Raw genomic sequence first — 23,871 nt, 5'->3', positions numbered from 1 at the left:
GGCAGGTAGTATAGGTGAAAAATCAATTTATGAATAAACCCTCGCCAGACGGTGATACAGGCCAAGCAGGCAATCAAGCCCAGTCCCAAAACAATCCCGGGAAGATGACTCCCCCATCCCAGGATGGGCTCCTCAAACACTGGAAAACGGGACAGTTACAACATCCGGAACAACAAGTCGGGGACCTCATTGGTGAACCTATAACTGATCCACTGGAGCGACGCAAAATGCCACGTCCACCTTACCAGACGGGCACACCTCGACAACCTGTCAATCCTGCCGCTAATCCTTTTGCCATGCGCCCCTCCAACACACATCCACCCATTGTCTCCCAATCAGGCATGCCCAATGCCCCGGCACCATCCGAGCCGGGAAAATATCAACCACCATCTCAGCAGCAAGCACAAACCTATCCCGGGGGACAACCTCGCGCTCCACAGAATAATCAGGGCTTTCCTGGCTTGATTCCCCCTTCCAGCCAACCACCTCTCAATCAACCAAGCACCCATGGAGATGTACACCAGTATCCAAATAGCGGACGGGACAACTACAACGGACAGGCAGGTCCTGTTAACGGATATAGCTTTCCTCTCGGTCCGGGGCAGCCTGGCAATCCCAACCTTACAGGCAATCCTGGCTTTAGCGGCCCTCCTCCAGAATTTCAGCCAGCACCTGCTGTTGCAGCAAAGAAACGACGTATTCCTATCTGGGCACGCATAGCTATTGGCGTGCTTGTCTTCTTCCTTGTCGTTGGTGGCAGCGCCTATGCCTACTATCAATTCACCTTCTCAAAATCGGTGAGCGATATTACTGGACAAGGCGCACTACATATGGTAAATGGGACCACACAGGCTGTGCAGGAAACCAATGTAGATCCTTTAACCACGCGTACCAATATCCTGCTTCTGGGCAGCGACACCGACGGGAAAGGCAATGATCCTACCACAGGCACCCCGCTGGCACAGACAGTGATTATTATTACTATCGATCCCCAGACCAAATATGTAGGAATGCTCTCCATTCCACGTGACATGCAGGTCTCCGATGCGCAGTATGGCACAGCGAAAATTGATGAAGCCTTTGAGCATGCATGGCGAGGCAAGAATTCCAAAGAGAGCGCTCAGTTAGCGGCTGGACATATGGAAGAGGTCATCAAAGAAAATTATGGTATCACCATTGATCATTATGCCTGGGTGGGTCTGCAAGGCTTCATCAAAGTCATTGATTCAATTGGTGGGATAGATATTGACGTGCAACATCCCATATTTGATGATGTCTATCCTGATGATACCGGCAATGGGAATAAATATGGATACACGCGTTTAAATATTGCACCCGGTCCTCAACATTTGGATGGACATGCGGCACTTACGTATGTGCGTACACGCCACGCCGACCTCGGCGGTGACTTTGGGCGTACAGATCGTCAACAACAAGTCCTGGGTCAGATTAAGCTCAAATTAACGAACACTGACGCGATTACGCAGGCTCCGCAAATCTTGAATGCGCTGGACGGATATCTGATGACAGATCTCCAGGTATCCCAACTGGCAACTTTTGCCCAGGTGGCCAAAGACGTCGATATCAATAAAATTGATCGTGTCTCCTTTACCAACGACTATTCCTATTCCCTGGGAGCAAACACCACCAATGTCGCTCCCTATTGTAATAAGATTGTTCCTAAAATCCAAAAGATGTTTGGTGTGCAGGGAAATTGTAATCCACAAAGCTCCATTCAACCGGCTGGCACAGGAATTGCAATGGCACCACCCTCAACAATCCCGACACAAACAGCGGCAGTGGCTTCCACAACAAGCTCGGCATCTATAGGCAGCACTGGTGTAGCCAGTCCCTCTATCCAAACAGCCAGCATGTCTCAAAGCGCTGGAAACACAACTGCCTACAATAATCTGGTAAACTTGATGCTCCTGGCAGTATCAGGATCCTTCAATGCGATGCAATAAGACTGTTGCGTATTCTAACCATTAGATCTAACCGCATGCCAGGGTGATGGCAATAAGCAGCATCACCTTTATTTTCAGAATAGTAAGAACAGCATGAAACGATACAAGCAATGGGAATTTATAGCTATTCTGGCACTGCTCTCGCTTGCTTTGCAGAGCTGTCTGGGTAGTACTGATAGTAGCTATAAAAGCGTAGTAAAAAGTAAAAATGGCAACGATGTCAAGATCAATGTTGATCAAGCGCTATTCAAGGGTAAAATCTACTTCACTCTCGACCATAATCTCTATGTGCTCAATGGGAATGACAAAGAAAATCCCAAACAGTTAACATCTGGACTGACCGTGAGTGATCCAGCCATCTCGCCCAATGGCAAATGGATCGCCTTCATTATTCGCCACACCAATTACTCGGATCTCGCCTATATGCCTGCCAATGGTGGAAAATACACAATCCTGGCTGATGGCAACGGCACTTTTACAACGACACAAACCGGGGGTGAGACCAGTACAGCCCATTGGTTTGGACAACCAACCTGGGAAGCAGATAACCAGCATATTGTCTTTTTAGGAGATAATCAGAAAGCCTATTGGAGTAAAGATCAGACTGGTGGCTATGATTCCTTCTTGCTGGATATGCAACTCTTCAGGATGTCTATGAATGATCGGCTCAATACACAGGATAAAATAGCAAATGCTCAGCCTGTAGCTTATACCGCGATTGGAGCCGGTGGATTACGCGATCCTGCTATTCGCCCTGGTCATGCAGATGAAATTCTCTATACCAGTTATAAATACACACAGGCCAGTAACTGGTCACAATTATCAACACAGCTTAACCTGATCAATAGTAATGCGATTGGGAACGAAATGCAGATAAACCAGTATAAATACCATCCAGGAGAATTTGGAGCAGAGAGCAATCCAGGAGTGACATTGACGCCAGAAAAAAGTGGTTTATCAAATCTGGAACCGAGTTTCTCGCCGGATGGGAATAGCATTGTCTATGTGCGACGCGAGGATACCACGCATATGAGCTTGAATGTCATGCCCGTGGTCAACGGCGTCACCAACGATACGAACAATCCCAATGTGGATGTTACCAGCACCGCCAATCAACAGCGGGGATTAGCTGGCTATGGGAAATCCGTCAAACTAAAAACCAGCCAGTATATCAGCCAGCCCGTCTGGTCGCCCGACGGCACCCAGCTCGCCTACTACGAATACAATAACACCACCTTTGATCTCTGGCTGGCAACGATCATAAAAAATCCCAAAACTGGTGCCTACTCTATCAAGCAAGATAGTGAGGTTCAACTGACCCAGGCCAACGGCAGCCTGGATTCAGACTCCCGCCCCGCCTGGACTCCGTAACCCATGATTTTCCGCACCCAGGGTGCTCAAATAAGTTTTTAGTAGAGGGTGTATTGAAAAGTCCGACGTATTTTTCAATACACCCTCTACTAAAAACTTATTTTATAATACCATATCTTATTTTCATCATTAAAATACGCATTACGGATTGGTCAATTTGGGATTGTTTGATTGCGCCCTGATTGATCGCCGCCTCCAGGGTCGTAATATCATCAGTGACCTGTGCTGGTGTTGTCGCGCCTTCAAGCATATCGTTCCCTGCTTCAACAGACTGCACGCATGCCGCGGCCTTTTGGTCATCGGTAGGTCCTGCTCCATATGCCAGACCAGGATACAATCCAGCCATGTTCAAGGCATCCGTAATAATGACACCATTGAATTTGAGGGTCTGACGCAGATACGTAATCACCTTTGACGAAAGTTCAGCAGGTATACCCGGTGTATTATCCAATGCCGGAGTATTTACATCAGTAGTCATGATCATAGCAGGATTATCTTGCTGAATGATCTTTTGATAGGGGAGAAAATCGATTTTCTGCAAATCACTCAAACTTCTTGAGACTACTGGCAATCCATTGTGAGGGTCAAGTGAATTATTATTAGGGACTAATCCAAGACCAGGGAAATGTTTGAGGGTTCCCAGTACTCCATTATCCTGTAAACCTTTGACAAATGTTCCAGCATACGTTGCCACCGTGCCAGGATCAGAGCTAAACATGCGTGTGGTCATAAGATTAGTGTCAGGACCAACATCGACAACTGGAGCGAAATCAACATTAATACCTAATTGTTTAAGCTCTGAAGCATCCAGTGCAGCCTGTCGATAGGCAACATTTGGTTGTCCAGACTGAGCTAACTGTTCAGCAGCAGGAGATGGCGGAAACAACGGGGTTATTTTATCAACCGACCCTCCCTCCTCATCATTCGCTATCAAAGGTGCGACCTTCGCGTCAGCGTTGATTTGAACAGAGTAAGCTGAAATATTCGCAATTGTATTATTGGGATAATCAAAGTTATGATTAGAAGGCTGATACAAAACACCACCAACCTGTTGTTGGGCAACCATTTGCTGAAGTCCAGAAGCTACATAATCAGTGCCCCAATAATCAACCATGATCATCTGGGCTAATTTTTCATCCAGGGTCATCTTATTGAGGATAGATTGTGCCTTCACTTGAACTGGATCTACTGACAATTGGGCGCTTATAATTTTGCCTTCGGGAGCACTGGTGGATGTCGCATCGAACGAAAATAAAGAACATCCACTTAACAGGCAGAGACAACTAAATAGCAAGAGCGAGTAGAAGACAGATTGCTTTCTGTGTACAGCATTATCCTTTTGCATTGTACAACTCCGTAACGCGATAGATAGAAAAAAACACGATATATTCCTATGAAATTGCTCCCAATTTCATAGACATTCAATTCCTCACATTGAAATTAATAAATATAGAGATGCTAAAAATGTTCATATGGCATTTACAGGATTTATTTATAATTGATACATTCTTATAGAGCGTATAAGAGCCTGTGATAGTATCACCTTTAGTATTTATGACTCATTCGGAACAAAAAGATTTGGGGAGAGAAAAGTTCTCGAGTCACTCTGAACCACGACAATGGGACTGTGGTTCCCTTGCAACCTTTCCAGGTGCGTAAAAATTGGGAAGCGCTGACACGGGTCATGTGGTACTCGACGGCATAACTCATTAATGGTATACTACCCTCTGATACGGAAATTTCTTATAAAGTATTCGCCCAGGTCGCTTGAGGTGAGACGTTGAACCAATTTGAAGGTACACTGATCGCTGGACGGTACGAGATTCGTGAGCATATCGCCACTGGCGGTATGGCGAGCGTCTTCAAAACCTGGGATCACCGCGTAGAGCGCATCGTGGCGATCAAAATCCTGCGATCCCTGGATAAAAATGACCTTCGCGCAGTTGAGCGTTTCCGCCGAGAAGCGCGTGCTGCCGCAGCGCTCGCACATCCGAATGCCGTCACTATTTATGATTTTCTAGAAGAACAGGGCCAGTATTTTCTTGTAATGGAGTATATCCATGGCCCGACATTGAAGCAGCTTATCGGACAACGCCGCCAGTTACAGCCTCGCGAGGCTATTGAGATTGCAGCCCAGGTCTGTGCAGTGCTTCAGGTTGCTCATGCACGTGGTTTTGTCCACCGCGATATTAAGCCGCAAAATATCATGCTGGCCTGGAGCGGTGGTACAGGGGGCCTCAGCGATGGGGGCGCCTGGGTGAAGCTGACCGACTTTGGTATTGTACGCGTAGCCGAAGATGCGGGTCTGACAAATAGTGGTATCGTTCTGGGTACCGCCGACTACTTATCGCCGGAACAAGCGCGTGGAGAGACGCTTACGGCGTCCTCCGATCTGTATTCTCTGGGTGTGGTGATGTTTGAAATGCTGGCCGGACGACCACCTTTTGTTGGTCCCACAGCGGTTTCAATCGCGATGCAACATGCGTCCACAAATCCACCACTACTGCGCCAGTTTAACCCGCTCGTTCCTCCGATCCTTGAGCAGCTCGTAACTCGGACTCTCCAAAAAGAGCCAGAGGAACGCTTCGATTCGGCCGCAGAGATGCAAGCAATATTGCGTGCCTGTGCGAAGGAATTAGAGCGCGGCCAGCAATCACTCATACCATCAGGTCAACCCTATACCGCACAGTATGCGCATGGGCAAGGCCAATTTCCCCCTTCAGAGCAGGGGCAATTCTGATCTTTACTCTGTAGGATTTATGATACCAGCCAGGGACACGCATGCACTCATCAGCGTGTCCTTCCCTGTCTATCAATACTTTTTTCGAACATATTCAGTATAAATTAAGCGCAAGATAGCATCTGCTTCTCCTTGCCCAACGATGGGATAAACACATGCCAAATACGACAAAAAAAAGCAAAATCAGTACCTCTAACGCACCGGCCGCGATTGGCCCTTATAGCCAGGCCATCCGTAGCGGACAGTTCATTTATACGTCCGGTCAGATTCCACTTGATCCCGCTACAGGCAAGATGGTAGGCGATGATATTCAGACGCAAACACAGCAGGTGTTCCAGAATCTCCAGGCCTTGCTTGAGGCTGCTGGCACCTCACTTGATCAGGTTATCAAAACAACGGTTTTCCTCACGACAATGGACAATTTCCAAGCCATGAACGAGGTCTATGCGACGTACTTCAACACCGACGCTCCTGCACGCTCGACGGTCGCAGTGCTCGAATTACCACGTAACGCGCTGGTCGAAATTGAGTGTGTCGCGCTCGTTCAAGATTAGATCACGGGGGAACAACGGTGAATACCGCGACTATCTGGCGTTCGGCCCTTGCACAACTGGATATTACTCCCATCGATGATTTAACCAAAACATGGCTGCAAGATGCCCATCTGACAGCTATTCCTCAAGATGAGATTGAATCAGATGATCCCGATGATCCTAAGCAAGGGCTGGCTTTTATTCTTCAAGTTCCAAATGATCTGGCCAGCGATGTGATTACCACACGCTGGCAGTATTTGCTGGAAGATGTGCTGAAAGAGGTAATTGGTCTTCCTGTTGCCTTGATGGTACAACCGGCTGAGTATCCCGAGGAGGATGAACTTCAGCATACTCAACCGTATGCTGAGCGTGAGCCTCAAGCTTCACCCAACGGCATACCGCTGCATCCACGCCAGCAAGCGCAGTCTCAGGCTCCACTCGCACATCAGTATTATGAGCCAGAGCCAGAGCCAGAAGCTCCATCTCAGACTGAGTTTGCGTATGCTTCGCCGAATACCCTGGATTGGGAGAGCGAGCAGCGCGCGAATATGCTGGCCCATAATAAACTGAATCCGCGCTATACCTTCGATGCTTTTATCGTGGGCAATAGCAATCGGCTGGCACATGCGGCTTCCCTGGCGGTCGCCGAGGCTCCTGGTGAGTCCTATAATCCTCTCTTCCTGTATGGAGGTGTAGGACTGGGCAAGACCCACCTTTTGCACGCAATTGGACATCAAGGGGTGCAGACGGGCCTGGCGGTCCTCTATGTCTCGTCCGAACAGTTTACCAATGAGATTGTCAATGCTATTCGTTATCGCACACAGGAAGAATTCCGGGCCAAGTATCGCTCGGTGGATATCCTGCTGGTGGACGATATCCAGTTTATTGCTGGCAAAGAGTCAACGGAAGAAGAGTTTTTCCATACCTTCAATAGTCTGTATGAGATGAGCAAGCAGATTGTGATCTGTTCCGATCGTCCACCCAAAGCGATTCTTAGTCTGGAGGAACGCTTACGCTCGCGTTTCGAGTGGGGCTTGATCGCGGATATCCAGCCACCTGATCTGGAGACGAGAATGGCGATCCTGCGTGTCAAGGCAGATCTGCTGCACTATCAGGTGCCAGATGAAATTATTGCCTATATCGCTGGACGCGTACAGACCAATATCCGTGAATTAGAAGGCTGTTTGAATCGTTTGATGGCGTTCCAAAAACTGCATCGCTCCGAACTGACGATGGATGTGGCCCGCGCCGCTATCTCATCCCTGGGTACAGATACGCGTGAACCTACCCTGAATAGTCGGCAGATCGCTCAGGTCGTGGCGGATTATTATCATATCTCTCTGGAAGCGATGTGCGGCAAGCAGCGCGATAAATATATTGTGACCCCACGCCAGATTGCGATGTACCTGATCCGGCAGGAGACTTCAACTTCGCTGCTGGAGATTGGACAGTTATTTGGCGGGCGGGATCATAGTACCGTGCTCCACTCTTGCGAGAAGATTGATCGGACTATCAATGTCAATCAATCCCTGCGCCGTGAGATCACGGCGATCCGCGAGCAACTTATGCGTGAATAGTTCTTTCACACCGAGGTTGTCAGCTACCTATCAACCCATCAAGCAGGGCAATTGACCTGTGATATACTGGATGCGCAGATTAGATATACCAATACCATCAGCATATTCAGCTATTTTCATAGAGACGATTGCCCTGCTTGCTTGTATGGTTAGATATAAAGGGAGATTACACGACAACTATGTCACAAATACCACCTATACAGCCATCTCTACAGGATGTCACGACCTATCTGATCGATCTCGATGGTGTGGTCTATCGAGGAGAAAGTGTCATTAATGGTGCCAGAGAGTTTATTGATTGGCTCGATGCACAGCATAAAAAATATCTTTACCTTACTAATAATTCTTTTGCAAGCGAGCTTCAGGTTGTTGAGAAACTGGCCCGCGTGGGCATCAGCACGGATCTATCCCATGTGATGGGTGCGGCACAGGCGGCAGTACAGAGTATCGCCCAGCGCTTCCCCGGCGGCTCGGTCTATGTGATTGGCGAAGCTCCCCTCTTCGATATTGTACGTTCCCATGGTCTCAAAATCTCTAATGAGGATTGGCAGGGCACTGATGTAGTCTTTGTGGGATTGGACCGCTCATTCAACTACAAAAAATTGACCGAGGCCGTACTGGCTATTCGCAAAGGGGCGGACTTTATCGCCATCAACCGCGATCCATTGTTACCGATTGCCGGTGGCGCATTAACGGCTGGCTGTGGCACGATGGTAGCGGCGATTGAGGCCGGAAGCGAGACCAGTCCCAAAGTGATCGGCAAACCAGAACCAGCCCTCCTCCAGGAAGCCATGCGTAAGCTGAACAGCCAGCCATCCGAAACCGTGATGGTTGGCGACAATATCGGGATTGATATTAAGGCTGGCGCGGCCGCTGGCACCCAGACCTTGCTCGTCTTTTCCGGCAAAGACACGCCCGCCAGCCTCGCTGCCTCCACACTCAAACCAGATTATGTCTATGAAGACCTCGCCGCCGTACTCCACGCCCTCAAATCCTGACCTCCCTATCCAACCAGACACATCTACTGATCACGCGCTCGGCGGATCAGAATGTGTCTGGCTCTCTGTCTCATCGGGATCCTGCTACTCCACAGCAGACAGGTGCTCTTTTTTAAGCACCTCGGGGCGAAAACTCATGCGCGAAGATCGCAAAAACCAGAGAAGTCAGACTCACCCTCAATAATTAGTGGCACGCACTTAGCGGGGATCAGGCAGTAAAGGATTGCTACCATCTGGTGGTTGATCAACGACGGCAACGGTGCAACGCGAAATACAGATTAGCTTGTCGCGCTCATCCGTGATGCGTACATCCCAGACATGAGTGGTTTTGCCAAGATGGATCGGTGTGGCAGTTCCCAGCACAATGCCATCCCGTTTGGGGCGCAGATGGTTGGCATTGATCTCCAAACCAAAGGCCATCTGACGTTCAGCATCGATATGCAAAACACTGGCAATGGAGGCGACCGTTTCCGCCAGGACAACTGAGACGCCACCATGCAAATATCCCACTATTTGTAGATGTTGAGGACCAATTGGCATCGAGGCCACTACCTTCTCCAGAGTGGCCTCTACCACAGTAATATCTAACGCTTCCATGACGGTACCCTGACGCCTCGCATTTAAACGTGCCAGCAACTCCTTTTGTGCATCATCCACGGCTCTCTACTCACCTTTCTAGTAAGATACATGATCCTGTCTCACGACATACTCGATCAAGATTATACTACCTGGATACATGAGGCCGGGCGTCCTGTGCCTGCTCCACTTCCTCTGCGTCAACTGGATGCGCAACAAAGGGCATATGCCGGGCAGTGCGCCAGAACAATAGATAACCCAGGAAAAAGGCGACCAGCCACAGCACAACCGTCGCTACCACCGCCAGAGGGACATTAGTCCAGACCTGATATGAGGTATTTTCGAGTCCACCGGAAATGTCGCGGTAAATGCTGAATAGTGGCACACCTGCCAGCAATACATAGGAGAACCAGCGTCCTTTACCGGACCAGAAACGCCAGATGAGGAGATACGCCAGGCTCCCATAAATGAGGATGGGGGTCAAATAAAATGGCAGGGGGGCATGCAGTACATTAATGACATGCACAAACTCTTTCGCCAGATAGGATTGGGCTGCGTTTGGATTGTTCAATCCCGATTGCAGCAAAGAGTAATGCCACCACTGGCTATAATAAGCTACAATATCCACAAGCACATTCATGATACCCATCACCAATCCACCAAGCAGTGAAGCTACCCAGATTGCCTTTGGTGGGCGTATGATAAAGAACAGGAAGGCAAAATAAAACGCGAGTAGAAATGGAACAACGTACAGCAAAAAGATCAAGGCTTCCATGTGAGAGAAACTCCTTAGGCGTGTTTTAACAATAGTACTCTGCCCTGGTTAGAGGGTCCATACCACGTTTTGTCTCTGCCCTCAATAGCATCATGCAGTGTGCAGATTTCAGCAAGAACAGAAAGGATCTATAGTGAATATCATACCGCTAAGAATCGCACTTGCCCAGACCAATATGACGGTCGGTGATTTAGATGGCAATACCCAAAAGATATTATCCTATATGCAGCAAGCTCATGCAGCGGGAGCACATCTGGTTTGTTTTCCAGAGCTTGCCCTGACCGGTTATCCGCCAGAGGATCTTTTATTGAAGCCGGGCTTTATTACCGCGAACCTGCGCAAACTAGATGAAATTGTACAGGCCAGCCAGGATATGCCAGGCACAACAGCAATTGTGGGCTTCGTGGATCGCGATCATGATATCTATAATGCCGCGGCGGTGATCTATGAGGGGAAACTGGTGGGTGTCTATCATAAACACTACCTGCCCAATTATGGCGTCTTCGATGAGTATCGCTACTTCAGCGCGGGCACGACCGCGCCAATCTTCTTGCTACATGATATTCATATTGGCATCAATATTTGCGAAGATATCTGGTATCCCACCGGTCCGTTGACTCAACAGGCGCAGGCGGGTGCGGAAGTGATTATCAATATCAATGGCTCGCCCTTCTATCAGGGCAGAGGCGTCGTACGCGAAGAGATGATCTCGACCCGTGCCGCCGACAATGGCGTAATTATCGCCTACTTGAATCTGGTCGGTGGTCAGGATGAATTGGTCTTTGACGGTGGGAGTACGGTCTTTAATGAGCAGGGACTCTTGATTGCGCGCGGCAAACAGTTTAGCGAGGATCTTCTGATGGTGGATGTGGATACGGCCTCGGTGTTCCGTTCACGCCTGCATGATCCACGCCGTCGCCAGGAACGCTGGCGCACGACCAATCAGAATGTACCCGAGATCATTATCGATCCCCGACCCTTAAAGATACCAGATGAGCATCCTGCCCTGCTGGCAGCCCCACAACGAATTGAAGCCAAAATGCCACCCTTGCAAGAGATTTACTCCGCCCTGGTACTCGGCACGCGCGACTATGTACATAAAACCGGCTTTAAACAGGTGATCATTGGTCTCTCAGGAGGTATCGACTCGACGCTGGTGGCAGTGATCGCCGCCGATGCCCTGGGCGCAGAGAATGTGTTTGGGATCTCAATGCCATCAGGCTATTCGTCAGACCACAGTAAGAGCGACGCGCAACTACTGGCGGACAATCTCGGCATACGTTACCAGACCATTGCGATTGAGGAGACCTTCCGCACCTCCCTGCATATGATGGAGCCGATACTGGGCGCGGAAGATCCAGGACTGGCCGCTGAAAACCTTCAGGCCCGCATTCGCGGCAATATCCTGATGACCGTCTCCAACCGCTTCGGTCCCCTCGTCCTGACCACCGGCAACAAATCAGAGATGGCAGTAGGCTATAGCACGCTCTATGGTGATATGGCTGGCGGTTATGCTGTGCTGAAGGATGTGCTGAAAACACTGGTCTTTGCCCTCTGCCGCTATCGCAATACCCTGGGTGACAAGCCTGTCATTCCCCAAACGGTTATCGACAAGCCACCATCTGCTGAGCTCAGACCAGACCAGAAAGACGTAGATAGCCTGCCACCCTATGAGGAACTCGATCCTATTCTGGAGGCCTATGTAGAGGATGATCGTAGCTTTGAAGAAATGCTGGCAATGGGCTATCAGAAAGCCACGATTGAACGCGTACTTCGTCTGGTAGATCAAAGCGAATACAAACGTCGCCAGGCCCCTCCGGGTATCAAGATCACGCCACGTGCCTTCGGTCGCGACCGCCGCTTGCCAATCACCAACCGCTATCGCGAAGGCAAATAAGGAATATAGGAGAAAACCACAAATGATGGAGAACGTAGGTGCGTGCCAAGGCCGCAGCCGAGGTGCGCTTTCCCCCTCATCGTACGATTCACGGGAAAGCGGGCCTCACTGGCGTTCGGGCCGCACCTACGTTTTTCGTCAAAATTTCTCTTGTTTAAGCGGTATTGCCCTTCACGGGTGGATCAGGCATGATCGGAGAGGCAGATGTGCTGAAGCAATCCTGCCACGAGCGCACCACGGATGGGCATCGAATCGACCAGCATATGCTCACGCTCCAGATTGTGCATCCCGCCTCCAACAGGACCCAGGGTATCCAATGTCGGCACGCCAGCGTCAATCAAGATGTTGGCGTCCGACACACCACCTTTTGGCTCCGCCTTGAGTTGTACCCCCAGGGTCAGCGCCTCCATCTCTGCCAGTTCCACCAGACGCAATACTTCGGGAGTAGGCTGATAGGGTGGACGGCCTGTGGTACGTAGTAGCGTGCTACGTGTATCAGGTACGCTACTACTGCCAGCAATCTTCTCCAGAGCAGCCGCAGCAACGTCCAGACCATGCGCATAGAATGAGCGCACAGAAATCGAACAGCGAGCCATATCCGGTACCACATTCAAGGGCTCATTACTACTTAAATTGGTCACATTGAAAGTGACGCCGGGGAACATGGCATGCAGGTTCTGGATCGCAAGTATCTTATGCGCCAGCTCAACCACGGCTGACCGCCCCTTAAACGGTTCAGCACCTGAATGCGCCGCAATGCCATGCACTTCCAACACATATTTATCCGTGCCCTTGCGCGAATGGGTTAACGAACCAGGTTTCCCGGCTGGTTCTAATACCAATGCATAATCAATATCGCGCGCAATCTCACGCAACAATGGAATACTGCCCCGCGAACCCACCTCTTCATCATTATTAAAGACCAGCACCAGCTCTTTATACTGCTCAAATCCCGCCGCCAGCAATGCACGCACCACATACACCGCCAGCAACACCCCCGATTTCATATCCAGCACTCCGGGACCGGAAACCACCCCATCCTTGATCGCGAACGGTTGAGCCTGGACCGCACCAGCAGGATAGACAGTATCCACATGGCCCACCAGGAGCATACGGACCGTCCCTTTCCCCTGCCGGCGCGCCACCAGATTATTGCCAAAACCCGCACTAGGATGCAATTCAACCACGAAACCGGCTTCAACCAACCACTGCAGAAGATAATCCATAACGCGATTAATCCCCTCAACCTGACCGGTCCCTGAATCAATATTGACCAGTGACTCCAGGCGTTGGAAATACTCATCTTGATAGCGATGAAAATAGGGAAGATAATCCTGGGCGTATGTAGACATTTGTGACATAGAGTAACTATCCTTTGTAGTGGATCTATATTCGGGCATAGGCACGGTGAGGAAGGCTTCCGCCATTGTATCATGCTTATCTCATGTTAGTAAATAGCACTTTGTTTATTCTCAAAGAACAAAACAAATAGAAATCGTAATAGAAGCATACAGCTACCTGAAGATCAGAATTCATGCATGCTTCTATTGCAACAGACAACAGTATACATGTATACTACCAGGTCAGATCATCATCCTTGACTTGAAATGTTTGACGCAAACGCTTATAGGCCATACTTAAGGAAGCTGCATGGCGGCTTCTTTCAAGAGGATCATTCGAAAGCGAGCGAAGATATTCCCGCAAATCAATACCAACAGCGGCAAAGGCCGTTTGCAAAGGGCCGCTCTCACCAGAAAGATCACTATGATTAGCTAGATCAATTAACAATGCAGTCCGTTGTTTGGCTGGAAAATCGATAATAATTCGAGCCAGAGTCATAAGTACAGAGATGCGCATCAGGCTATCCAGAGCCACCTCCGAAGGATCAACGTCATCACCATTGGCCAGCAAATAGGAGAACTCTCCATCCTGTGAAGAAGGGCGAATCAGGCGTAATTCACGCCGACGCAGATCACGAAAATGATTATGCGCCACGGTCCGCCCAAAACAGGTCATTGAATGAATAGGTAATCCCCCCCCACTTTCTGCCAGTCGCGTATACTTCATTGTGCGAATCACAGCTTCTTGCAATATATCATCAGCGATATCAAGCTCCTGGCCATGCCAGGAAGTAACACCAGAGGAATATACCCATCCAAGAATATAGGGGCGCAAGGTCTTATATAATTCGCCCCATACACGATCGCTCACCGTCTGGCGATCATTCGTCTGTACCACCGGTCGATAGACAGCCATGAGTCGTAACCTCCAGGAAAGTCAGGCTTCCGCAGAACAACTTATCTGCTAAATAACCTGCTCAAATGCTTTGCTCGCTCTTCTCTACCAGATAAGATATTCTCTCTCACGTCTATATTTAGCACACTAGCAAATTTTCTCATAGAACACTTCACACCGTTCTTGGACTTTCACTTATCCTAATAGATTTTATAGCATACTAGAGTTAGTAATTCAATGTTTTCTTAGGGTTGGCTGATGTTTTTAAGGCAATTCACCAAAAATCTTAATAACTATAAGTATACAAGCATACGAAAAATCACATTCGCTCATGAATCCTTACCGTGCTATCAACATTCCTCACCATCGTACCGGTACAAAACAGACACATAGTTAAAAAATCTGAGCAAGAACGTCCTATCTATAGGAAAGAAGATCACACCCACTATTAGCTTTTCCATGCAGAGCAAGAGTTTTTTTAATCTACCAATTGCCAAAACGTCATATACAGGTGTACAAGCTATTAAAGCGTGTGTTATTATAGGCGGGTATTCGGAAATACGCGGGTTTTTAGAACCCCTGTATTTTTTTTGAGGAAATATGGCGATGGATGAGCGCAACCTACAACGGATTGCCAGGCACCTCAAAGATGAGGTCGCGCAACGACGTGTTTACCATAACATCCAGAGAGGCCGCAACGAGGTCACTGTTACAATAGGACGGGCATCGCGCTTGTTTGGCTTTAGCGAAAGCCAGCTACGTGATTGGGAGAAGATGGGGTTGATTAAGCCGATACGCCCAAGGGAAGGCACTGACGCAAGGCAAGTTACGGGCCAGCGCCAGTATTCATTTACAGAACTGGATAAACTCGCGATTATTCGCGAGCTGCTTGATGAGGCTCATCTGACACCAGGGGCTATCCCTCCCAATATTGATGAAATCTGGTCGGCACTGGCATCACCGTTGAATACCTCACAACAGATTTTCGAAGAGGAAACGGATTATACGCTTCCATCGGATATTCCTGGCGATCTAGCAACACAAACCGAGCATATCAATAAGCGTGTTACTATCGCCTACCGCGAGTCGTTACCCTGGCGCGTCTATGCCTCGCGTGTGCTCTGGCTGGCGCTGTTGCTGATCTATGAAGATATCCCAGGCTTTTATGCAGGCCTGATTCTGCCCGCGCACGATTATCGTCCCGATGAGCCGTCGCTGGACCCTGCCAACTTACGCACGCTTGGAGAATCATTAATCGGCTGGCTCGGTCAGACACGGGCGTTTTTTACGTTTCTGACCCCCGAACCATTGTTTGAATATCCCAGCGATTATATTGTACTACCCTTATGCCCTCCTGAGCTACGTATGCAACTACCAGCTTCACTGGCAACGCGGACGTTGATTGTAGTACAACGTGATGAGATTCAACATGTTCGCCACAATGAAAAAGCAGTGCGCACTGTGTTGCGACTGCTAGAACCACTCTATGAAGAGCAAATGCACTGGCATCACTATATAGGCGAAGGTATGCAGGATATTATCGCTCCTGGCATGGATTTCACACCCAAACTGACCGATGCCGTTCTGACCGGTCTGACAAACATGACGATTCGCCTGGGTGGTAAGAACGCCGATGGGCAGACGCGCTGGCAAGATTGCTGCATCTTCTTACCTACTAACACAAATGTGCCTTTACAACAACGCAGCCTGGTCGTCCGGGCGAAAAGCCAGCATGCGCGCCATACTATCGGGGTTACCTCTGTATCACCCGAGCGCCATGTGACCAGCCTGAGCCTGCGTGCCTATCAGAGCAGCCACATCATTTATCGGCCAGAGCTGGCCCGTGAAGATATCCTGGCCCTCCATCGTGAGATCGAGGGGCCGATTCATTCGAACATAGCAGTTCCTATTGGAGGTGAGACCGGACTTCCTCTGGGGGTCATGTATGTTACCTCGTATGAGCGTGACGCCTTCAGCGAAGAAGATCAACGCATCCTGCGCATGATTGGCAAGATCTGCGAAGAGCTCTTACATACTTACAGTATCCGACAACATATCTCGGATACCATTGCTGATCTACTAGAAGATCCTGGTACGGTTGATCCTCTTTTTAAAGATTTTGCTTCCGAGCATGATTTTCTGCAGGATCTGGCGGAAATCTTACACACGATTAAAGGACAGGTGACCCATAAACAGGTGTGGACCATCCCTACGGAAATGGATGGGCCGGTGAAGGAAATATCCTTTATCGCTATAGATATTGATAGTATGGTACAGGAATTGATCGCGAATAGCTATGGAGATCAAACGCTCCATCATTTACATAAAGCCATTGGATTACGTATCCATGATCTTTTGCCTGCGCTCTTCTCAAATCATTTAAACTGCCAGTTATATCATATTTATGGCGGTATTTACTGCCTCTTGCTACGCGGCTTTACTCTTGAACGGACGAAAAACAATGCTGAACGCCTGCGCAAAGCCCTGGAAGGCAGTATCGCGGTAAAACAATCAGATCTGCCAGGTGCGGCACTGACCCTGCCCGATATATCGGTGCATCTGGGCGTGACCTGGTATCCCTATGACAAACTCGCCGAGTTTTTAGCCCCTCACCACATGCGGTCGGTGACCGATGTGCGCTCGACGCTCTACCATTCATTAGAGTTTGCGCTCAAATTAGGTACGGACACCGGAGGAAATATCATTTATGCCTGGGACCCAATTACCCAGACCTATACGCCGCATCAGTCAGGGGAGGAACAACAAAAAAATAGATAGATCCTAAAACACAGATGGTAGATGGAGGAATGTGACTGATGTTAGTGAAGGTATTCGTTTTAGGGCGGCCCGGAAGTGGCAAGACAACTGCAATTCATCATCTTCTCAAGTTAGCACGCCAGAGTAATTTTACAGCTCTCCATATGGATGACTATAGAATTCTACACCGTATGTCTCAGGAAGATACCAGACATATCCGCTTTCGCACGACGGCCTATGGAGGCTTTGATGTGTTAGATTTATCAGTCTTTGACACGGCCCTTCACATACTGGAACAACAGGTGCAGGCGCTGGCAAATCTGGAACAAGATGGGATTGTCACAATTGAGTTTGCTCGCAATGACTACTGGCAGGCGCTACAACAATTTAGCGCAGGTTTTTTACAGGATGCTTATGTCTTCTTTGTCGATGCCGATCTAGATACATGCATTGATCGTATCTATCAGCGCATAGAGTCATCAGAGGTAACCAATAACCACTTCGTGTCGGACTATATCATGCGAACCTACTATGATCACGACAACTGGCTATATATGTGCTCACATATGAACGCCCACCTGCGATCCGAGCAACAAATCTATAAAGAGGTGCGAGCCTTCCGCAACGCGGGGAACTTACAAGCTCTCTTAGACATTATTGAGGACTTTGCCAAGCAACTCTTTCAAAGGGAATTTCAACAAACGATAATCCCCCAGAAAGTGCTCACTCATGCATAAGCAAGCAAATTAATTCAACGAGGAAACGAAACGCCCGCGTAACAAAAGACTGTATAGTCTCTTGTTCGCAGGGCGTCGGAAAATTCTACTGGCAAGCTTGCCTGATACAACAGGCTTACAAAATAACCTCATGCCTCAAACGCTTATAAGCAATACTGCGCAGGGCAGCATCGCGACCACGAATCGTCGGATCCTCTGAGCGAGGACGCCTGTAATCTCTCAAATGTACACCCACATCCGACAAGGCTTGCTCGAGCAGTGTAGGCTCCCCATCCAGATCAGACATATTAGCCAGATCCGTCAGCAGAGCGGCCTTTTGTCCCCGGGGAAACCTGGCAACGACCCGGGCAACCATGACAATAATTGCATCGAGCATCAAATGGTCCAGCGCAATTTGAGCCGCATCCACCACATCCAAACTTAATACGCTGCCATCAATGCAATGCTGCTCATTGTCATCTTGCGTCGAGCGCACCAGACACCAATCTTTTTTACGCCAATCGCGAAAATAATTCCGTGCAATCACACGGCTCAACGCCTTCAGTGAACCGATGGGAGGCAGCTCGCCGCAACAGGCGCGTTGATGATAACGAAAGGTACGCAATACCGCCTCATGAGCGATATCCTCAGCAATCTCTTTCTGCTGTCCATACCAGGATGAGACATGTGCGTCACGTACCCAGATTTCTGTCAGTGGTAATAACCAGATGTACAGATCGAACCAGCTTTGCCCATGCACCATATCGCACTCATCAAAATGAGTAGATGTCGCATCTGCTAACATGAGAGATCCTCCTGGGAATACTATTAGCTCTTGCGTAAAAAAATCAGGCGACCTTTTGCTAAACTACTCTCTTTTCCGATGTACGAAATTAATAGCCTCTTGCAACGTCCAGTACCGGGACAAATTTCCTCCCTCTAGAAGGCGTGCCCACAAGAATGTTCACAATCCATAAGAAAATTACTCTATTTTATGTAAATGGTACCTTAGGATAGATTTTTTGTCAATACCATGCAAGAAAGTTATCTATACAGAAGAGCAAGAGATAACTTTCCACAAGTTTCCTCACGCCACCTGTATATTCACTCATACCACACAGAACTTTCCTCACACAAAGCATTTATCATAAATTAATCTGATATTACAAATTATTTTTATGTTTCTTTAATAAAAAACCTGACTCTTTGTCTTAAAATCACCTATACAAACTCATACAATTATGATACCATTGAACTTGTATTACATCGGCCCCAAGTTTTCTCCACTCTTTTAGAGAGGTGCAGATGGATGTGCGAAGCAAGCAATTAATACAGGAACATTTGCAAAAAGAAGATGTCCAGGAACGTATTTTGCAGAATATCCATAGAGGGCGTGATGAAGCTACGGTTACCATCAGTCGCGCGGCCGAGCTATTTGGTATTACCGAAAATAAGTTACGCGATTGGGAAGAATATGGCATTCTTCATCCTTTGCGCCCCGGCGGTCCCAAAGGGCGCCGACTCTATACTCCTACCGAACTCGATAAACTGGCGATTATCCGCGAACTGATCAATGCAGGCTATGCAGCCAACGATATTCCCACCGACATCTATAAGCTCTGGCATGCGATCCGAACCCCTAGAGATGCCGTGCAGACAAACGAACATGCAGAACAAATATTAAATCACTATCTCCATACTCCGACTACCGAACCTTCGATCAATCAACGGATTGCCCAGGCACGGACCACCGTTTTCTGGAACTATTTTGTGTCGCATGTGTTGCATATGGCTTTAAAGCTGATATGCGAGGATTTTTTGAATACGACGGCTGGCTTGATTTTACCCCTCTCACCGACCACCACCAGCGATAGGATTCAACGCGTTGAGGATGTGGAAACGCTGGGCGAATCGTTAGTCGGCTGGTTGAGCCAGCATGGAACCTCACATGCACTCCTGACGACCCGGCCCTGGTTCCAATATAGCTCGGACTTCCGGGTGGAAGCCCTGCAAGCTATGCGGAGTGCTTCCACCCGGGCCAATCAGGCAGCCAATAAGACAATGATCATCTTACAGCGCGAGATGAGTCCTCTTACCCTGAGCAGCGAGGTGGTAGAGACCGTATGCAATCTCCTCAATCCCCTCTATGAAGAGGTAACTCTGACACGCGCCTGCCTGGGAACTGGTATGCGCGATACTAGCGATTCCGCAACGGATTTCTATACCAGTATGAATCATGATGATGCGATTTTAAATGGGCTGGCCGATATGATAGTCCATCTGGGGGGACATAACGCATCAGGAGAGGCTCGCTGGCGCTTTTGCTGGATCTTGCTCCCACGTACGGCATCGCAACCCGCTACGATGAGCAATCTCACGCTGAGAGCACATAATCAAGCTGCCAGTTCACCCACGAAATCAGCCTTCACCGCCCTGGACAAACATGCTAACTATCTCTACATCCGGGCCTTACAGAGCCGCCATATCCTTTATGAGCCAAATATCCCAACAACTGATGCTCAATCCATGGTACGTGATCTCGACATACCGTTGCGTTCAGCCCTGGCAATGCCGCTCTCGGGCGAGGATGGTGTACCGCTGGGCGTGCTCTATGTTGCCTCCCACTTCCAGGATGCCTTTACACAACACGATCAACGGCTGTTACGGATTCTAGCTCGTATGATCGAAGAACTGCTTAAAACCTACACTATTCGTAAACAATCTACTCGACACCTCACAGAAATACTTAAAAACCCAGAAGTAGTGGATGCTCTATTTGAAAACTTTGGCTCAGAAAATGACTTTAACAGGGATGTAGAAGCCATCCTGCAGCAGATTCAAACTCTTGCCACAAGACAATCCCCGGACGAGCCACAGGGAGATAAGGTGCTCTCGTTTATCGCGCTGGACATTGACAAATATAATAGCCTGGCTCACAAATACGGGGATCGCCTGGCCCGCAATCTGACGCGTGAGGTAGGCTTGCGCGTACAGGAACAGATTCGGACCTTTTTCAGAGAATATCCCGATTGTCAACTCTACCATATCTATGCTGATCGCTTCTTTATTCTCTTGAAAAATACTTCACTCGAGCAGGCACGCGAACATGCTGAACGCCTGCGTATGGGTGCCATGGGTCCCTATAAATTAGATGCCCTGCGCGTCTATGCAGAACAACAGATCCGTACTGAGAGCGTGGTGGAAATGACTGATGTCAGCATTCGTCTGGGCATCACTGCCTATGAATATCCCAAGCTAGCTGAGATTCTCCGTGAGCATATCCCCGAATATGCATTACCCGAAGTGCGTTCGATTATTACTTCAGCTCTGGATGTCGCACTGGTTAAAGGCCAGATCGAGGGTGGCAATGTTGTGGTCACCTGGGATTATGACCAGCGCAATTTTATTCGCTGGTCACCATTAAAACACAAATAACCTCTATGGCGATTCTATCCAACATCCTTACTACTGCTTCAAGTATTTTTTGATAGAAAGTCAGAAACCTGCACAAAGTTCTATTCTGTTACTACACTTGCCATGCGCACGTTACGTGTATATTAATATCAATTACCGATAGCAGCACCTCCTCCTTCCCTGGCTCACGCCAACATAGATAAACTTATTCATTACATTATTTATAGTTATGTTAGAGGATTAGAGTAAGAGGTGATCGCAGATGGGAGAGTATCGTCCATGGCAATGACTCTGTTCTTATTAGGCCGTCCCGGTTCAGGGAAATCAACGGCTGCCCATTATCTTCATCTCCTGAGCCAGCAGCAGGGCTGGTCTACGATCCATATTAATGACTATCCTTTTTTACGGTCTCAATTTGAGGCTGATACACAACAGATAAAATTCAAACCTACTGGCTATGGTGGTTTTGACGTGCTGGATTTTTCAGTATTAGATACAGCACTACATGCAATTGAATATGAAGCGCGTATTTATAGTGCACATCCTCGCAAATTAGTATTATTGGAGTTTGCGCGCGACGATTATATTCAAGCCCTGCAACAATTCCAGTGCTCATTTTTACGCAATGCCTATTTTCTCTTCCTCAACGCTGATCTGGACACCTGCGTCAGGCGAGTTCACAACCGCGCCTATCATCCCACGACCAGAAACGATCATTTTATCTCTGAAGCCATGCTACGTAGCTACTACCAGCAAGAGTACGATCCCTTGCTGCTCTATCGCCTGCTAAGCAGTTATGGCATTCAAGAGCAACATGTGCGTATTATTAATAATACAGAAACACACTACAAATTCCAGGAACAACTCGAAAACTTTCTGCAAGAGATTCTTGCCAGAGATCAACACAGTGCGGGCCAGTCTCTAAGCAGTTACACAGCCCATCCAGTGTCCGCGATTCCATATCAACAACACGCCACATCCTGTCCGATCCATGAGGGACAAATACTTTTGAGCGAGGTAGAAGCTCCCACAAGTTTGACGGATGTGGTACAGTATGAGTAATATATCCCCTAGTAGTTGATAGGAGATCCATGACGAGTGGCATCTACACATACTCCATTTGAGAAGCTCACTCCGATCCACCCAAATCGTCGTATTACATTAGAAACCGGGAAGCAACCAATCGCATCACGCATCGTTGATCTTCTGGTTCCCCTCGGCTTCGGGCAGCGCGCGCTGATTGTTGCTCCTCCCCAGGCTGGAAAAACGACGATTTTGCGCCAGATCGCAGGAGCCATACAGCAAAACTTTCCTGAGGTACGCCTGTACCTTTGCCTGGTCGATGAACGGCCAGAAGAGGTTACAGACTGGCGAACAGAGGTACGTGGTCCTCAAGTACGACTTTACGCTTCAAGCTTTGATCAGCAATCCTCAAAACACGGCATCATCGTTGAACAGGCCCTCCATGATGCAAAGCGTGAGGTTGAACAAGGACGCGACGTTGTGATATTGCTCGACTCTTTGACACGTCTGGCCCGTGCCCACAATCTGAATAGCGATATGTGGTCACGCAATCAGCGTGGTGGTCATAGCAGCCGTACACTCTCAGGCGGCATCGACGCACATGCGCTGGAAATTGGCCGCCGCGTCTTTGGATCGGCCCGTACCCTTGAAGAAGGAGGCAGCCTGACTATTGTAGCCAGTTGCCTGGTCGAAACAGGCAGCCGTCTTGATGAGGTTGTCTATGAAGAATTTAAAGGAACCGGCAACCTTGAAGTGCGTCTCTCACGCGAGATGGCTGATCGCCGTATCTTTCCAGCGATTGATGTGACGGTATCGAGCACTCGCCAGGAAGAACGCTTATTGACGCCCACCGAGTTACAAGCTATGTCCATTGTACGCCGTCGTATGGCCGATATTCCCCGCCGTGATGCCTCAGAACAAGTTATCCAACTCTTTGAAAAAACACCATCCAACGCCCAACTGGTGGAGGCCATCGTTAAGCAGGGCTGATCGCTCTATTATTTCCCTTACTAGTGCATATCATGTACCTATATATAAATACATGATATGCAATCTTTCCCATTTTCACGTACTATTACTGTGAGGAAAACGACTGCCAGGATAGATCTAAGAGAGTGTCAACCCCCAACTCCCAGCGGGATCTTGCTGCTCACCTGCTGGCAGGCGCGTGCGCCTAAGTTTGGTCCAAAATAGAGAGGGCTTGTAACAACAGATGCGCTTGCAAAATGATCGATGCTGCTCCATATTTGAGAGAACAAGATGTTTTCTGATTGGACTCTCGAGGAGGAACAGCA

At 48.6% G+C, this 23,871-nt stretch carries 18 protein-coding genes; 12 read left to right on the top strand and 6 right to left on the bottom strand.

What is annotated here, in order from left to right; genetic code table 11:
* Positions 1-14: 14 nt before the first annotated feature.
* Entirely contained in the window at positions 15-1,964 is a 1,950-nt protein-coding gene (locus F1593_RS09270) for an LCP family protein (RefSeq protein WP_149401277.1), read from the top strand.
* Positions 1,965-2,057: 93 nt separating this feature from the next.
* The gene (locus F1593_RS09265) at positions 2,058-3,335 is read left to right on the top strand and encodes a TolB family protein (protein ID WP_149401276.1); all 1,278 of its coding nucleotides are present in this window, start codon (positions 2,058-2,060) and stop codon (positions 3,333-3,335) included.
* A gap of 97 nt (positions 3,336-3,432) precedes the next feature.
* On the opposite strand, the gene F1593_RS09260 is transcribed toward F1593_RS09265, so the two are convergent.
* Positions 3,433-4,680: a glycoside hydrolase family 3 protein gene (locus tag F1593_RS09260; protein WP_149401275.1), complete on the bottom strand. Its 1,248-nt coding sequence runs from the start codon at positions 4,678-4,680 to the stop codon at positions 3,433-3,435.
* 435 nt (positions 4,681-5,115) lie between these two features.
* Here F1593_RS09260 and F1593_RS09255 point away from each other — a divergent pair, with 435 nt between their 5' ends.
* From F1593_RS09255 to F1593_RS09240, 4 genes are all read left to right on the top strand, one after another.
* On the top strand, positions 5,116-6,075 hold the full coding sequence (locus F1593_RS09255; protein ID WP_149401274.1) for a protein kinase domain-containing protein: 960 nt from the start codon (positions 5,116-5,118) through the stop codon (positions 6,073-6,075).
* Positions 6,076-6,230: 155 nt separating this feature from the next.
* Positions 6,231-6,629 carry a RidA family protein gene (locus tag F1593_RS09250; protein ID WP_149401273.1) on the top strand — a complete coding sequence of 133 codons (399 nt, stop codon included), beginning with the start codon at positions 6,231-6,233 and terminating at the stop codon, positions 6,627-6,629.
* Between the two features lie 17 nt (positions 6,630-6,646).
* Entirely contained in the window at positions 6,647-8,185 is a 1,539-nt protein-coding gene (gene dnaA / locus F1593_RS09245; protein ID WP_216368826.1) for a chromosomal replication initiator protein DnaA, read from the top strand.
* 179 nt (positions 8,186-8,364) lie between these two features.
* The gene (locus F1593_RS09240; RefSeq protein WP_149401272.1) at positions 8,365-9,183 is read left to right on the top strand and encodes an HAD-IIA family hydrolase; all 819 of its coding nucleotides are present in this window, start codon (positions 8,365-8,367) and stop codon (positions 9,181-9,183) included.
* 198 nt (positions 9,184-9,381) lie between these two features.
* On the opposite strand, the gene F1593_RS09235 is transcribed toward F1593_RS09240, so the two are convergent.
* Together F1593_RS09235 and F1593_RS09230 are read right to left on the bottom strand one after the other, a co-directional pair.
* A complete protein-coding gene (locus F1593_RS09235; protein ID WP_149401333.1) occupies positions 9,382-9,780 on the bottom strand; it encodes a hotdog fold thioesterase in 399 nt (132 codons plus the stop codon).
* A gap of 127 nt (positions 9,781-9,907) precedes the next feature.
* Positions 9,908-10,534 carry a hypothetical protein gene (locus F1593_RS09230; protein WP_149401271.1) on the bottom strand — a complete coding sequence of 209 codons (627 nt, stop codon included), beginning with the start codon at positions 10,532-10,534 and terminating at the stop codon, positions 9,908-9,910.
* A gap of 139 nt (positions 10,535-10,673) precedes the next feature.
* On the opposite strand from F1593_RS09230, the gene F1593_RS09225 reads away from it, so the two are divergent.
* Positions 10,674-12,431, top strand: coding sequence for an NAD+ synthase (locus F1593_RS09225; RefSeq protein ID WP_149401332.1), 1,758 nt, complete (start codon positions 10,674-10,676; stop codon positions 12,429-12,431).
* Between the two features lie 182 nt (positions 12,432-12,613).
* Here the strand turns inward: F1593_RS09225 and F1593_RS09220 are convergent, their stop codons facing one another.
* Both F1593_RS09220 and F1593_RS09215 read right to left on the bottom strand, forming a co-directional pair.
* Positions 12,614-13,792, bottom strand: a complete 1,179-nt coding sequence (locus F1593_RS09220) for a M20 family metallopeptidase (RefSeq protein ID WP_172631985.1) — start codon at positions 13,790-13,792, stop codon at positions 12,614-12,616.
* Positions 13,793-14,006: 214 nt separating this feature from the next.
* Positions 14,007-14,687 carry a hypothetical protein gene (locus F1593_RS09215; protein WP_149401269.1) on the bottom strand — a complete coding sequence of 227 codons (681 nt, stop codon included), beginning with the start codon at positions 14,685-14,687 and terminating at the stop codon, positions 14,007-14,009.
* 585 nt (positions 14,688-15,272) lie between these two features.
* Here F1593_RS09215 and F1593_RS09210 point away from each other — a divergent pair.
* Positions 15,273-17,444, top strand: coding sequence for a MerR family transcriptional regulator (locus tag F1593_RS09210; RefSeq protein ID WP_172631984.1), 2,172 nt, complete (start codon positions 15,273-15,275; stop codon positions 17,442-17,444).
* Positions 17,445-17,482: 38 nt separating this feature from the next.
* Positions 17,483-18,160, top strand: coding sequence for an AAA family ATPase (locus tag F1593_RS09205; RefSeq protein WP_149401267.1), 678 nt, complete (start codon positions 17,483-17,485; stop codon positions 18,158-18,160).
* 115 nt (positions 18,161-18,275) lie between these two features.
* Here F1593_RS09205 and F1593_RS09200 read toward each other — a convergent pair whose 3' ends face one another.
* Positions 18,276-18,944 (bottom strand): RNA polymerase sigma factor, encoded by a 669-nt coding sequence (locus F1593_RS09200; RefSeq protein ID WP_149401266.1) that lies wholly within the window; start codon positions 18,942-18,944, stop codon positions 18,276-18,278.
* Between the two features lie 500 nt (positions 18,945-19,444).
* Between F1593_RS09200 and F1593_RS09195 the strand changes: the two genes are divergently transcribed.
* The 3 genes from F1593_RS09195 (at position 19,445) to rho (ending at position 23,566) form a co-directional block, all read left to right on the top strand.
* Positions 19,445-21,574 (top strand): MerR family transcriptional regulator, encoded by a 2,130-nt coding sequence (locus F1593_RS09195; RefSeq protein WP_149401265.1) that lies wholly within the window; start codon positions 19,445-19,447, stop codon positions 21,572-21,574.
* A 258-nt stretch (positions 21,575-21,832) separates the two neighbouring features.
* A complete protein-coding gene (locus F1593_RS09190) occupies positions 21,833-22,615 on the top strand; it encodes an ATP-binding protein (RefSeq protein ID WP_149401264.1) in 783 nt (260 codons plus the stop codon).
* 36 nt (positions 22,616-22,651) lie between these two features.
* Positions 22,652-23,566 carry a transcription termination factor Rho gene (rho, locus tag F1593_RS09185; protein ID WP_149401263.1) on the top strand — a complete coding sequence of 305 codons (915 nt, stop codon included), beginning with the start codon at positions 22,652-22,654 and terminating at the stop codon, positions 23,564-23,566.
* Positions 23,567-23,871: the final 305 nt, after the last annotated feature.

This window comes from Dictyobacter arantiisoli, from assembly GCF_008326305.1.
GTDB lineage: Bacteria > Chloroflexota > Ktedonobacteria > Ktedonobacterales > Ktedonobacteraceae > Dictyobacter > Dictyobacter arantiisoli.
This window is presented reverse-complemented; position numbering and strand designations above follow the sequence as displayed.